11 protein-coding genes are annotated in these 13459 nt (G+C 74.5%); 3 read left to right on the top strand and 8 right to left on the bottom strand.

Annotated features, from left to right (window positions below):
• Window positions 1-62 precede the first annotated feature (62 nt).
• The 8 genes from ACZ4MU_RS28065 to rimP all read right to left on the bottom strand — a co-directional run bounded on the left by ACZ4MU_RS28065 (window position 63) and on the right by rimP (window position 11111).
• Window positions 63-3833 carry a trypsin-like peptidase domain-containing protein gene (locus tag ACZ4MU_RS28065; RefSeq protein WP_467881815.1) on the bottom strand — a complete coding sequence of 1257 codons (3771 nt, stop codon included), beginning with the start codon at window positions 3831-3833 and terminating at the stop codon, window positions 63-65.
• A gap of 273 nt (window positions 3834-4106) precedes the next feature.
• A complete protein-coding gene (gene truB, locus ACZ4MU_RS28060) occupies window positions 4107-5012 on the bottom strand; it encodes a tRNA pseudouridine(55) synthase TruB (RefSeq protein ID WP_467881813.1) in 906 nt (301 codons plus the stop codon).
• Entirely contained in the window at window positions 5009-5470 is a 462-nt protein-coding gene (gene rbfA / locus ACZ4MU_RS28055; RefSeq protein ID WP_467881811.1) for a 30S ribosome-binding factor RbfA, read from the bottom strand. Before rbfA ends, truB begins: the two co-directional genes overlap by 4 nt.
• A 38-nt stretch (window positions 5471-5508) precedes the next feature.
• Window positions 5509-5802, bottom strand: a complete 294-nt coding sequence (locus ACZ4MU_RS28050; protein WP_467881810.1) for a DUF503 domain-containing protein — start codon at window positions 5800-5802, stop codon at window positions 5509-5511.
• A gap of 139 nt (window positions 5803-5941) precedes the next feature.
• On the bottom strand, window positions 5942-9061 hold the full coding sequence (gene infB, locus ACZ4MU_RS28045; protein ID WP_467881809.1) for a translation initiation factor IF-2: 3120 nt from the start codon (window positions 9059-9061) through the stop codon (window positions 5942-5944).
• 148 nt (window positions 9062-9209) lie between these two features.
• Window positions 9210-9488, bottom strand: a complete 279-nt coding sequence (locus ACZ4MU_RS28040; RefSeq protein WP_467881808.1) for a YlxR family protein — start codon at window positions 9486-9488, stop codon at window positions 9210-9212.
• Between the two features lie 130 nt (window positions 9489-9618).
• Window positions 9619-10611: a transcription termination factor NusA gene (gene nusA, locus ACZ4MU_RS28035; RefSeq protein WP_467881807.1), complete on the bottom strand. Its 993-nt coding sequence runs from the start codon at window positions 10609-10611 to the stop codon at window positions 9619-9621.
• Between the two features lie 2 nt (window positions 10612-10613).
• Window positions 10614-11111, bottom strand: coding sequence for a ribosome maturation factor RimP (gene rimP / locus ACZ4MU_RS28030; protein WP_467881805.1), 498 nt, complete (start codon window positions 11109-11111; stop codon window positions 10614-10616).
• Window positions 11112-11285: 174 nt separating this feature from the next.
• Between rimP and ACZ4MU_RS28025 the strand changes: the two genes are divergently transcribed.
• Genes ACZ4MU_RS28025 through ACZ4MU_RS28015 form a run of 3 tightly spaced genes read left to right on the top strand, consistent with a single transcriptional unit; the run spans window position 11286 to window position 13153 of the window.
• A complete protein-coding gene (locus ACZ4MU_RS28025) occupies window positions 11286-11792 on the top strand; it encodes a hypothetical protein (RefSeq protein WP_467881868.1) in 507 nt (168 codons plus the stop codon).
• Window positions 11792-12235: a ferritin-like domain-containing protein gene (locus ACZ4MU_RS28020; protein WP_467881803.1), complete on the top strand. Its 444-nt coding sequence runs from the start codon at window positions 11792-11794 to the stop codon at window positions 12233-12235. The genes ACZ4MU_RS28025 and ACZ4MU_RS28020 overlap by 1 nt, the downstream gene beginning before the upstream one ends.
• 18 nt (window positions 12236-12253) lie before the next feature.
• Window positions 12254-13153, top strand: coding sequence for an aminoglycoside phosphotransferase family protein (locus ACZ4MU_RS28015; RefSeq protein ID WP_467881801.1), 900 nt, complete (start codon window positions 12254-12256; stop codon window positions 13151-13153).
• Window positions 13154-13459 lie beyond the last annotated feature (306 nt).

Below are 13459 nucleotides of genomic sequence, written 5' to 3'. Positions count from 1 at the left end.
TGTGACCGCTCCTCGCCCGAAACTCGCCCGAATCCGAACCCGTGTACGTGAGAGGTGTCCTCTCACACAGGTCTAAGACTGCCATGCCCGGCGTGTTCGGCCCTCATCGGCATGGGCACCGCAAGCCCTTCGACCATACGGCGGGCGCTCGGCCCGATCACGGCCGACCACTCGTGGGGTGCCTGGTCGAGCCAGCCCGCGACCTGAACGGCGAATTCCGGCACCTCCCTGGCCAGCTCCACCACGCGCCGGTCGAAGCAGCAGGCGCCCTCGGGGGTCCGTACCAGGAGCAGCCCCGTGCGGTGGACCAGGTCGCGGGTGCGTGCCTCGGGCCGCTCGGGCGCGCCGAGGGCGGCGGCCCGCAGCAGGGCGTGCAGCACCGCCGGGTCCCGCGACTCGTACCGCTCGTATTCGAGCAGGACGTCCAGGAGTTCGGCCCGCAGGGGGCGCGAGGTGCGGCTGCCGGGCGCGGCGAGCACCGGCGCCAGCGCCTGCCGCACATGCGGGGAACAGCCCCGCAGTACCGAGGTGACCAGCGGGAAGAGCACGGCGCGCGCCGCCGGGCCGTACTCGAGGCGCCGCTCCACAAAGGCGGCGGTGTGGGCCGCGCCCTCGGGGTGGCGGTCCACGTAGTGCCGGACGAGGGCGGCCGCGCGGCGGGCGAGCGCGGGCGTGTTGATCTCGGCGAGCGCCGCCAGCACCTCGGCGGCGGCGTCACCCCGCTGGTCCAGACGCGTCTGGAAGGCGGCGAGGACCGGCTCGGGGTGGGTGGCGAGGGCGGCCAGGAGCGCGGAGGAGGGCAGTCCCAGGTCGCCGTCCGTGTACCGGGCGAGCGCGGTGTCGAGGTGGTGCGCGCGGGTGCACGGGTCGCGGACGAGCAGGCCGAGCGCGGCGCCGTGCAGCGGGGTGTCGGCGGGCCTGGCGAGCAGGGCGAGCGCCGCGTAGCGCAGCAGGTCGCGGTCGGCGCCGGTGGTGGCGTACGGCGCGACGCGCGGCCCGTACGCGGCGGCGGCCACCCGTCGTTCGGGCCGGTCGTCGTGGGCCCAGCGGTCCACGGCCCGGCAGAGCGCGGACGGCTCGTCCTCGGCGAGCGCGGCCAGGAGTTCGTCGGCGCGCGGGTGCGCCGTGGCCACCAGCGCCTCGGTGAGGTCGTCGACGGCGAGTGAGCGGCGGGCGTAGAGCAGGGCCTGTGCGGCCGCGGCGACGGTCGGGCGCAGCTCGGCGCCCGGCGGCGCGGGCAGCGGCCGCTCGTCGGTGAACCACCGGCACAGCAGCGGCTGTACGCTCCGGGGCTCAGCCGCCAGGCGCCGGTCCACGGCGTCGAGGTACCGCTCCCAGCCGGGCGCGTGGCCCGGCGCCCCGTCGGCGGGGACCAGGCGCCGCATCAGCTCCATCCGGCGGTCGTCGCCGATGCGCAGCCGCTGCCAGAACCACGGCCCGAACGTGCCGAGCCCGCCGAGGCGCCCGGGCCCGCCCTCGCGCACCGACCGTTCGCTGATCCGGTCCGCGAGCAGCCGCAGCACACCGAGGTACGAACGGGGCTCGGGCACCCGCAGCAGCGTCTGGGTGAGCAGGTGCACCGCCCACCAGCCGGCGTCCTCCGCCCGGTCCGGCGCGGCCGTCCCGGCCCCGGCCGCGAGCCGGTCGAGTGCGTCCACCAGCCCGGCCAGGTGCGGGGCGAGCCGGTCGGCCCCCTGCTCGCGGTCGAGGAGCAGCAGGGCCTGCAGGACGGGGCCGATGCGGTGGCGGGGGACGGGCAGGGTGCGGGGCTCGTCGCACGGCGGCGCAGAGCGCGCGCCGGGCGCGGGCGGCGGCGGTCCCTGGCGCGGGCGCCTGCCCCGTCCGCCGTCCTCCCGGCGCGGTGCGCGGCGCTGGTCGGGGACGACACCGGGGGACGGCGGCCCGGGGGGCGTCCACGGGGGCGGGGCATCCTGCGGGTCCGCTCCCCGGGCGCCGCGCGATCCGGGCGGGGGCGGTACGTACCGCGTCGCGTCGCCCGGGCCGCTCGTGCCGGGGCGGGACGGCAGCCGGGCCGGGGCGGGGTCCTCGCTGCCGGGTGCGTCCTCGCACCAGCGGTGGACCAGGGCGTGCAGGGCCGCGCCCAGGTCGAGGTGGGCGGCCTGGAGCCAGTCCGCGAGCTCCTCGTGCGCGAAGCGGTAGCCGGAGCCCGCCGGGACCAGCAGGCCCTCGGTCAGGACCGCCGAGGCCCAGCCGGTGCGCCAGGGGAAGATCTCCTCGAAGTTCTCGCGGTCCAGTTCGCCCTGGCCGGGGCCCAGGCACCGCCGGGCCGCCTCGTGGACCCGGCCGGAGACCCGGGCGGCGAGGCGCCGCACGGCCGCCCCGCGCGGCGCGGGGCGCCCGGCCGCGGCCAGCCGTACCGCGATGCGCAGGCACATCAGGTCCAGATGGGCGGCGAAGACGTCCTCGCGGCCGGGGTGGCCCGGCACCTCGCCCGGCAGCGCCTCGCGCACCTCGGCGAGCAGCCGCAGGGTCAGCGGATGGCGCCCGGCGCCGTCGGCCAGGGCGTCGTCGGGGATGCCGTACCGCTCCCGGGCCCGGGCCGCCTCCTTGCGGGAGAGGTCACCGATCCGCACGGCGGGCGGCAGCCGGGGCGCCTCGGCCGGGTACAGCACCTCGGGCGGGAAGAGCGCCCCGGCCTGCTCCCAGTGCTCGGGGCGGCAGGCGACCACCAGGCGCGCCCCGGTCCCGGCCAGCCAGGCGGCCGTCCCGGCCGTCCACTCGGGCAGCCGGTGCGCGAGGACGGGCGGCATCTCCTCGGGTCCGTCCAGCAGGACGAGCAGGGGGCGTCCGGCGTCGGAGGCGAGGCGGGCCACTCGCTCCGGGGTGGCGCACTCCATGTCGCCGGGCGCCCCCGCGGCCGCCACGATCCGCCCCGCCTGCCGCAGCGCCCGTGCCACCGCGTCGGCCACCGAAGCGTCCCCCGCGCGCAGATCGGCGCCGCGCAGCCACACCGTGGGGGCGGGTTCGGCGCCCCGGGCGCGGCGGGCGGCGAGGGCGGCGAGTTCGGTGGTGCGGCCCGTGCCGGGGTCGCCGACCAGGCCGAGGACACGGGCGGTTCCGGCCGCGAAGTCGGCGAAGTGTCGTACGGTGAGCCGCCGTTCGACCGGCTCGCGCCGTTCGCCGGGGCCGCCGGCCGAGCCCACGGAGGTCGCGGTGAGCTGGAGCGCGCCCGCCAGGTTGAGGTCCTCTCCGTACCCCGGGACGGTCGAGGCGTTGCGCCGCAGCAGTTCCTGGAGCGGGCCGCCGTCGGGCCGCAGCGGCACCGCGAACCCGGCCGCCCGGTGCGCGGCGTGCAGCGCGGTCCCGAGCACCCCGAGCACCGCACCGGTCGCCGCGTCCAGGACCGGCCCGCCCGCGGCCTCGCCGCCGAGCCGCAGCGCGTCGGCGCCCTCGGTGCCGATCGCCAGCTCCAGGGCGGAGCCGAGGAGGTGGAAGCGGTCGGTGGCGGTGTAGGTGACGGGCGACTCGCCGAGCACCCGCGCCTCGCGCCAGCCGTGCGCGGCGATCCGCACATACGTGCCCGGCGCGACCGTCTCCCGGGCGGCAACGGGCAGGGGGCGCACGTCCAGTCCCTCGGTGCGCACCAGCGCGAGCCCCGCCTCCGGCAGCGGGGTGACGGCGTCGGCCTCGGCGAGGCAGGTCCGCTCGCCGGGGGCGTGCAGCACCACCCGGGTGAGCCCGTCCACCACCTCGTGGCTGGTGACCACGGTGCCGCGGTCATCGGCGACGAAGCCCGTCCCCCGGGTACGTCCCGCCAGATCACAGATCCGTACCAGTGTCTCCCGGCCCCCGTCACCGTCCCCGCGTCGCATGTCCGAAACGGTAGTTCTGGGATGATCCGCCCGAGAAGAACGCCGAGCGAAAGCGCCCCCCAGTGCTCCCCTCTTTCACTACGAGCGCCTGCCCCGCCGGGTGAAAACACCTGGGGCGGGCTCCTCAGGAGCCCGCCCCGGGTTTGGGAACACGGGATGGGTCCCGGCCGTGGCCGGGACCCCTCGGGCGTGACTTTCGCATCCCGCCCGGTCTCGGAGGTCCGCACGCGCGAGCGCCCGGCGCCGGAACCGGCAGGGCCCGAACGGCACGCCCTAGCCGAACACCGCCAGGCTCTTCGCCTTGCCCCGCTGGCTCTCCACCAGCGCCAGCAGCCGCTCGCCCGGCCCGTACACGGCGACCGGCTTCCCGCTGACGTACGTCTCGGGCATGTCCAGGCGCACCCCGTTCAGCAGCAGCCCGGCGCGTCGCTCGTCCACGTCCCAGCGGGCGAACGCGGCGGCCGCCGCCTCGGCGACCGGCATCACGGTCAGCTCCTCCTGGAGCTGGTCGAGCGTGCGGGCCGCGTCCAGACCGTAGGGGCCGACCCGGGTGCGGCGCAGGGCCGTCAGATGTCCGCCGACGCCGAGCCCGGCGCCCAGGTCGCGGGCGAGGGCGCGGATGTACGTACCGGAGGAGCAGACCACCGAGACGACCAGGTCGACCACGGGGGTGCCGTCCTCGGCGACGGCCTCGCGCACGTCGTAGACGGTGAAGGAGGAGACGGTCACCGGCCGGGCCGGGATCTCGAACTCCTCGCCGCCGCGCACGCGCGCGTAGGAGCGCTTGCCGTCGATCTTGATGGCCGAGACCTTCGACGGGACCTGCATGATGGCGCCGGTCAGCGCCGCGACCCCGGCGTCGATGCCCTCGCGGGTCACCTTCGAGGCGTCGGTGGACGAGGTGATCTCACCCTCGGCGTCGTCGGTGACGGTGTCCTGGCCGAGGCGGATCGTACCGAGGTACTCCTTCTCGGTCAGGGCGAGGTGCCCGAGCAGCTTGGTGGCCCGCTCGACGCCCAGGACGAGCACGCCCGTCGCCATCGGGTCCAGCGTGCCCGCGTGGCCCACGCGGCGGGTCCTGGCGATCCCGCGCATCTTGGCGACGACGTCGTGCGAAGTGAAGCCGGACGGCTTGTCGACGATGACAAGGCCGTCCGGCGTCTTCTCTACGGTGCTCATTCGGCGGCGGTACCCTCGTCGTCCTCGTCGTCGTCCTCGCCGGGCTTCTTGTACGGGTCGGCGTCGCCGGCGTACTTGGCGCCCGAGGAGACCTCGCGCACCGCGGCGTCCGAGGCCCGCGCCTTGTCGAGGAGGTCCTCGATCGTCTTGGCGTTCTCCGGGAGGGCGTCCGCCACGAACGTCAGGGTCGGCGTGAACTTGGTGCCGGCCGCGGCCCCGACCGCGGAGCGCAGGATGCCCTTGGCGCTCTCCAGTCCGGCGGCCGCGCTGGCCCGGTCCTCGTCGTCACCGTAGACCGTGTAGAAGACCGTGGCCTCCCGCAGGTCGCCGGTGACCCTGGTGTCCGTGATGGTCACGTGCGTACCGAGGCGCGGGTCCTTGATGCCGCGCTGCAGCTTCTGGGCGACCACCTCCCGGATGAGGTCCGCCAGCTTCTTCGCCCGCGCGTTGTCGGCCACTGGTCCTTCTCCTTCTTTGCCGTGCTCTGGCTCGGTGTTCAGTCTTCGTCACTGTGGAGCCTGCGTCGCACCGACAGCAGCTCCACCTCCGGCCGGGCGGCGACCAGACGCTCGCACCGGTCCAGTACGTCCGTCAGGTGCCCCGTGTCACCGGAGACCACCGCCAGGCCGATCTCGGCCCTGCGATGGAGGTCCTGGTCGCCTGTCTCCGCCGCGCTCACCGCGTACTTGCGCTGGAGCTCGGCCACGATCGGCCGGACGACGGAGCGTTTCTCCTTCAACGACCGTACGTCGCCGAGAAGCAGGTCGAAGGACAGTGTCCCCACATACATGTGTGTCCGGATGTCCCGCCGGTCCGGGGTAGATGGCCCCGCCAACGACTTGGCGGGGACATCAGAACCGTACACGCAACGGCCGGGGCCGATCGACGGAAATAAGCTCCGCCGACCGGCCCCGGCTCACCTGCGACGATCAGCCGCGCGGCTTCTCGCGCATCTCGTACGTCGCGATGACGTCGTCGATCTTGATGTCGTTGAAGTTTCCGAGGTTGATACCGCCCTCGAAGCCTTCGCGGATCTCGGTGACGTCGTCCTTGAAGCGGCGCAGACCCTCGATGTTGAGGTTCTCCGCGATGACCTTGCCGTCCCGGAGGAGGCGGGCCTTCGTGTTCCGCTTGACCTCGCCGGAGCGGATGAGGACACCCGCGATGTTGCCGAGCTTGGACGAGCGGAAGACCTCGCGGATCTCCGCGGTGCCGAGCTCGACCTCCTCGTACTCCGGCTTCAGCATGCCCTTCAGGGCCGCCTCGATCTCCTCGATGGCCTGGTAGATCACCGAGTAGTACCGGACGTCGACGCCCTCGCGCTCCGCCATCTGCGCGGCACGGCCGGCCGCACGGACGTTGTAGCCGATGACGATGGCGTCGGAGCCCATCGCCAGGTCGATGTCGGACTCGGTGACCGCACCCACACCGCGGTGCAGGACGCGGATGTCGACCTCTTCACCGACGTCGAGCTGGAGCAGCGAGGACTCGAGAGCCTCCACCGCACCGGACGCGTCGCCCTTGATGATGATGTTGAGGTCCTGGACCAGACCGGCCTTGAGCACCTTGTCGAGGTCCTCGAGGGACACCCGGCGGGTGCGCTTGGCGAAGGCCGCGTTGCGCTCGCGGGCGGCCCGCTTCTCGGCGATCTGACGGGCCGTACGGTCCTCGTCGACCACCAGGAAGTTGTCGCCGGCGCCCGGGACGTTGGTGAGACCGAGGACGAGGACCGGGGTCGAGGGACCCGCCTCTTCCACGTTCTCGCCCTTGTCGTCGAGCATGGCGCGGACTCGGCCGTAGGCGTCACCGGCGACCATCGTGTCGCCGACGCGGAGGGTACCGCGCTGGACGAGGACGGTGGCGACGGCGCCGCGGCCGCGGTCGAGGTGGGCCTCGATCGCGATGCCCTGCGCGTCCTGCTCCGGGTTGGCCCGCAGGTCGAGCGAGGCGTCGGCGGTGAGGACGACGGCCTCGAGCAGGGAGTCGATGTGCAGACCCTGCTTGGCGGAGATGTCGACGAACATGGTGTCGCCGCCGTACTCCTCGGCCACCAGACCGAACTCGGTCAGCTGACCGCGGACCTTGACCGGGTCCGCACCCTCGACGTCGATCTTGTTGACCGCGACGACGATCGGGACGCCGGCGGCCTTGGCGTGGTTGAGCGCCTCGATCGTCTGCGGCATGACGCCGTCGTTGGCCGCGACCACGAGGATCGCGATGTCGGTCGACTTGGCACCACGGGCACGCATGGCGGTGAACGCCTCGTGACCGGGGGTGTCGATGAAGGTGATCTTGCGCTCTTCACCGTTGACCTCGGTGCCGACCTGGTAGGCACCGATGTGCTGGGTGATGCCACCGGCCTCGCCCGCCACGACGTTCGTCTTGCGGATCGCGTCGAGCAGTCGGGTCTTTCCGTGGTCGACGTGACCCATGACGGTGACGACCGGCGGACGCGCCACGAGGTACTCCTCGCCGCCCTCGTCCTCGCCGAACTCGATGTCGAAGGACTCGAGCAGCTCGCGGTCCTCCTCCTCCGGGCTGACGATCTGAACCTGGTAGTTCATCTCGCCCGCGAGGAGCTGGAGGGTCTCGTCGGAGACGGACTGCGTGGCAGTGACCATCTCGCCGAGGTTCATCATGACCGCGACCAGCGACGCCGGGTTGGCGTTGATCTTCTCCGCGAAGTCGGTGAGGGACGCACCGCGCGACAGGCGAACGGTCTCGCCGTTGCCGCGAGGCAGCATCACGCCGCCCACGGACGGGGCCTGCATGGCCTCGTACTCCTGGCGCCTCTGACGCTTGGACTTGCGACCGCGACGGGCGGGCCCGCCGGGACGGCCGAAGGCACCCTGCGTGCCGCCACGGCCACCGGGGCCGCCGGGACGACCGGCGAAGCCGGGACGGCCTCCGCCGAAGCCGCCGCCACCACCGGGAGCGCCACCGCCACCGCCGGGACGGCCGCCGAAGCCACCGCCGCCACCGGGACGACCGCCGCCGCCGGGACCTGCCGGACGGCCGGCGAAGCCGCCGCCCGCGGGACGGCCGGCGCCACCCGGACGGCCACCGGGGCCACCGGGGCCGCGGCCACCGGGGCCGCCGCCGGGACGCGGGCCCGCGGCGGGACGCTGCGGCATCATGCCGGGGTTGGGACGGTTACCGCCCGGGGCACCGCCCGGACGCGGGGCGCCTCCCTGCGGACGGGGCATGCCGCCCGGGGTGGGACGCCCGGAGGGAGCACCCTGGCCCTGCGGACGCGGAGCGCCACCGGGACCACCCTGCGGACGCGGGGCGCCACCGGGGGCACCGGCGCCGCCGTGGCCCCCGGCCGGTCGCGGAGCGCCGCCGCCGGGACGGGGCGTCTGCGGACGCGCCATGCCGGTGGAGCCGCCGGAGGTGAAGGGGTTGTTGCCGGGACGCGGGCCGGCCGGACGGGAACCGCCCGGACGCGGGGCGCCCTGGCCCTGCGGACGCGGGGCACCCGGACGGGCGCCCTGGCGCTCGCCGCCCTGACGCTCGCCCTGACCGCCGGAGGCGGCGGGACGGGCGGCCGGACGCGGGCCGGGAGTGGCACCCGCGGGACGCGGGGCCTGCTGCTGCTGCGGCGCGGGGGCCTGGGCCGCCGCCGGAGCCGAGAACTCGGCCGCGGGGACCGGAGCCGCCGGGGCGGGCTTGGCCGGCGCGGGCTTGGGGCCCGGACGCGGGCCGGGGGCCGGCGCCGTGGACGGGGTGCTGCTCTTGGGGGCCTCGGCGGCGGCCGGCTTGGGGGCCGGGGCGCCGGGCTTGGGGGCAGCGGGACGTGCCGCCTGCGCCGGGGAGGGCGCGGCGGGCTTGGCGGGCGCGGCCTTGCGGGGCGCGCCGGGCTTCGCGGCGGACTTGCCGGCGTTGCCGCCGGGTCCCTGCAAAGCGTCGGTCAGCTTGCGTACAACGGGGGCCTCGATCGTCGAGGACGCCGAACGGACGAATTCACCGAGTTCTTGGAGCTTGGCCATGACGACCTTGCTCTCCACTCCGAACTCCTTGGCGAGTTCGTATACCCGGACCTTAGCCACTTCGCTCCTTTTAGGTCCGGGTTACCGCCGGACCGTCGCTACTTCATGGGCGTACTCATCGCGTACTCATCGAGTGCTCATCGCAATCTCGACCTACTTCCAACTCGCGAGGTACCTGACCGCACGGTGTTCCGTGCCGTGCTTCTTCTTACGGTGCTGCCTGCTCGACGTGCTCACGCACGGCCTCGCTGTCCAGCTGCTCCTTGACCCTGAAGGCCCGGGAGAGCGCCCGGCGGCGGACCGCCAGGTCCAGACAGACCGAGGCGGGGTGAACGTACGCACCCCGGCCGGGCAGCGTACCGCGAGGATCGGGGACGCAAGCGCCCTCGACCTCCACGATGCGCAGCAAATCGGTCTTGGCCGCTCGCTCCCGGCACCCGACACAGGTGCGTTCGGGGCATGCGCGGGCAGGCGTCCGGCCAGACACGTTTAAGTCTACCTCCCCGTACCGACCTCACCCCTTTGGGGCAAAAATCGAACGGTCGTTGTCCTAAAAGATCACCATGGGGGCAACAGCAGCGGGGCCCGGTCTGTTCCCGGACCCCGAGGCCGTCTGGTCAGTCCTGCTCGGACGGCTGCTCCGTGTCCGGCCGGATGTCGATGCGCCAGCCGGTGAGCCGCGCGGCGAGGCGGGCGTTCTGGCCCTCCTTGCCGATGGCCAGCGAGAGCTGGTAGTCCGGGACCGTCACCCGGGCGGAACGGGCCGCCATGTCGACGACGTCGACGCGGGAGACCCGGGCCGGGGAGAGCGCGTTCGCCACCATCTCGGCCGGGTCGTCCGACCAGTCGACGATGTCGATCTTCTCACCGTGCAGCTCCGCCATGACATTGCGCACCCGGCTGCCCATCGGGCCGATGCAGGCGCCCTTCGGGTTGATGCCCGAGCGCGTCGAACGGACGGCGATCTTCGTGCGGTGGCCGGCCTCGCGGGCGATGGCGGTGATCTCCACCGAGCCGTCCGCGATCTCCGGCACCTCCAGGGCGAAGAGCTTCTTCACCAGGTTGGGGTGGGTGCGCGACAGGGTCACCGAGGGACCGCGCACGCCCTTCGCCACCCGTACGACATACGTACGAAGGCGCAGTCCGTGGACGTACTCCTCGCCCGGGACCTGCTCCTGCACGGGGAGCATGGCCTCCATCTTGCCGATGTCGACCAGGACGTTCTTGGGGTCCTTGCCCTGCTGGACGACACCGGTGATCACGTCGCCCTCGCGCCCGGCGAACTCACCGAAGGTGATGTCGTCCTCGGCGTCGCGCAGACGCTGGAGGATGACCTGCTTGGCGGTGGTGGCGGCGATCCGGCCGAAACCGGTCGGGGTGTCGTCGAACTCCTTGGCCTCCTGGCCCTCTTCCAGGTCGGCCGGGTCTTCCTTCGCCCACACGGTCACATGACCGTTCTCGCGGTCGAGCTGCACGCGCGCGCGGCGGAAGCTTCCCTCGGTGCGGTGGTAGGCGATGAGGAGGGCCGACTCGATGGCCTCGACCAGCAGGTCGAAGGAGATCTCCTTCTCCCGTACCAAACCCCGCAGGGCACTCATGTCGATGTCCATGGCTACGCCTCCTCTTCCTTCTTGTCCTTGCGGTTGAACTCGATTTCGACACGCGCCCTGGCGATCTCGGAGTACGCGAGGCGGCGGGCGGTGGCCTTGCGGCCCTTCACACCCGGGACCTCCAGGTCCACGCCCTCCTCGTCGGCGCTGATGACGCGCGCGACCAGCTCGGTGCCGTCGTGCAGCGTCAGCCGGGCGAGCCGCCCGGTGGCGCGGACGTAGTGGCGCGGTTCGAAGAGGGGGCGCTCGGCGCCGGGAGAGGTGACTTCGAGGACGTACTCCTCGTCACCCATCACGTCGCTCTCGTCGAGCGCGTCGGAGACGGCGCGGCTCAGCTCGGCACAGGTGTCCAGCTCCACGCCTTCGTCGGAGTCCACGACGATCCGCAGCATACGGCGCCGTCCTGCCCGGGACACCTCGATCTCCTCGAGATCGAGGTCCTTGGCGCTGACGAGCGGTTCCAGCAGTCCGCGCAGCCTCTCGCTCTGGGTCGTGCTCATCCGGGTGACTCCTCGGCCGCGTGTGCTGTTGTGGGTTCGTCGCGTGTCGAATCAAAGGGTATCCGGTCCCGGGGGGTGTTGCCGTCCACCGGGGGCTGGGCGCGGGTACGCTCGCCTGCGGTGATCACATGGCGGCCCCCGGGCCCGGAGCCCGCAGGGGAGACAGACGTGCCGGTGAGCAGGACGGTGACCTCCCGCAGAGCCGCCCTCGCGGCGACCGGCGCGGCCGCCGCGGCCGGGCTGCTGTCCGCCTGCTCCGAAGACGGCGCACAGGACGGCGGCCGAAGCGCGCGGGAGCGCGAACGCGCACGGGCGGCGCGCAACGAGGCGGCCCTGCGCCTGCGGACCGCGGCGGCGAGCGCGGCGCTGCGCGACCGGTACGAGGCGGTGTCGCTGCGCCATCCGGCGGTACGGGACCGGCTCGCCCCGCTGCGCGAGGAGGCGGCGCGGCACGCGGCGGCGCTCGCGGGCACCCGCCCGCGCCCCTCCGCACCCGCCTCGCCCGTCCCCGCCGACCCCGCCGAGGCGCTGGGGGAGCTGGCGGCCACCGCGCGCCGGGTCTCCGACGAGCACATGGCGGCGCTCGCCGGGGCGCCGCCCGAACTCGCCCGGCTGCTGGCCTCGGTGGCGGCGGCGGGCGCGGTCCACGCGTATCTGCTGACCCGGCGGGAGGGATCCTGATGCCGGCCTCGATGCCCGCCCTGGAGGCGGCCCAGGCCGCGCTCGCCGCGGAGCACGCGGCGGTGTACGGGTACGGGGTGCTCGGCGGCCGTGTCGAGGAGCCGCGCGGGGCCGAGGCCCGGGAGGCGTACGCCGCCCACCGCGCCCGGCGCGACGCGCTCGCCCGGACCGTGCGCGACCTGGGCGCCACACCGGTCGCGTCGGCGCCCGCGTACGCATTGCCGTTCCCGGTGCCGGACGCGGCGGCCGCCGTGCGGCTCGCGGCCGAGCTGGAGGACCGGGTGGCCGGGGTCTACTCCGACCTCGTGCGCGCGGCCGAGGGCCCGTTGCGCCAGGAGGCGGCGGCCGCGCTGCGGGAGGCGGCGGTGCGGGCGGGGCGGTGGCGGGGCGGCAGCGTAGCCTTTCCGGGGCTCGCCGAACGTCCGGGCCCGACCGGTAGCTGACCAAGGGACGACGCACGTATGGCTTTCGAACCGTCCGAGCGGCTGGTGCGCGCGCTCGGCGAGACGTACGGGGACGCCGTCGCCGCGCGCTGGCTGGGGCGGCTGCCCGAGCTCGCGGACGCGGCGGTGGCGGGGCGCGGGCTGACGGTGGAGCGGGTGCAGGCGCCCGGTGGCCGCAGCAGCCTGGTCCTGCTCGTACGGTGCGAGGACGGTACGCCCGCGGCCCTGAAGCTGGCGCCCGCCGAGGCGCGGCCGGAGCTGGAGCGGGAGGCGTTGCGGCACTGGGGCGGCTGGGGCGCGGCGCAGCTCCTGGACGCGGACTCGGACCAGGACTCCCTCCTGCTGGAACGTCTGCACCCCGAGGTGTCCCTGCGCTCGCTTCCCGAGGCGAAGGCGCTGCTGGAGGCGGCGGGGACGCTGCGCCGCCTGTGGGTGGAGCCGCCGGCGGGCCACGCGTTCGAGTCGGTGGCGGAGCGGACGGAGCGTCAGTCGGCGCCGATGCGGGGTGAGTTGCCCTCCGAGCTCACGCCGCTGGCGGAGGCGGCCCTGGACGCCCGCGCCACCTTGACCGCCGCCCCGCCGGAGGAGCTGCTCCTGCACGGCAACTTCCGTCAGAGCAAGGTCCTTTCGGCCGAGCGCTCCCCGTGGCTGACGGTGGGGCCGGAGCCGCTGGTGGGCGAACGGGCCTACGACCTGGCGCGCTTGGTGCGCGACCGGGTGGAGGACCTGATCGCGGCCCCCAGCGGAGCGTCGGTGGCGCGCCGCCGGGTGAACAAACTCGCGGACGCGCTGGATGTCGACCCGGTGCGGTTGCACGGGTGGACCCTGTTCCGAGCGGTGGAGTCGGGCCTGCGCGCCCGAGCGGCGGGCCGCACCCAGGACGCGGAAGTCCTGCTGGAGTTCGCGGGCTGGCTGTAGGGCCGAGCGACCGAACGGCCCGGGACTTCGCACGCGGCCCGGTGGAGGGTTGCTCGCCTAGTGCCCCGCGCCCCTGTCCGGCCGGGGATTCGTCTGCGGGCCGGTGGAGGGTTGCTCGCGCAGTTCCTCGCGCCCCTTGGCGGGGACGGGGTTCGGGGGGCTGTGAGGGGCGCTGTGGCCTGGCGTCCGGTCCCCGCGCCCCGGCCTATCAGGGGCGCGGGGAACTGCGCGACCAGCCCCCACCGGCCCGCAGACGAATCCCCGGCCTATCAGGGGCGCGGGGAACTGCGCGGCCAGTCTCCGTCC

The sequence above is a fragment of the Streptomyces sp. NPDC026377 genome, assembly GCF_055567715.1.
Note: the sequence above shows the minus strand (reverse complement) of the source record. Positions and strands in the feature narration are given on the sequence as shown.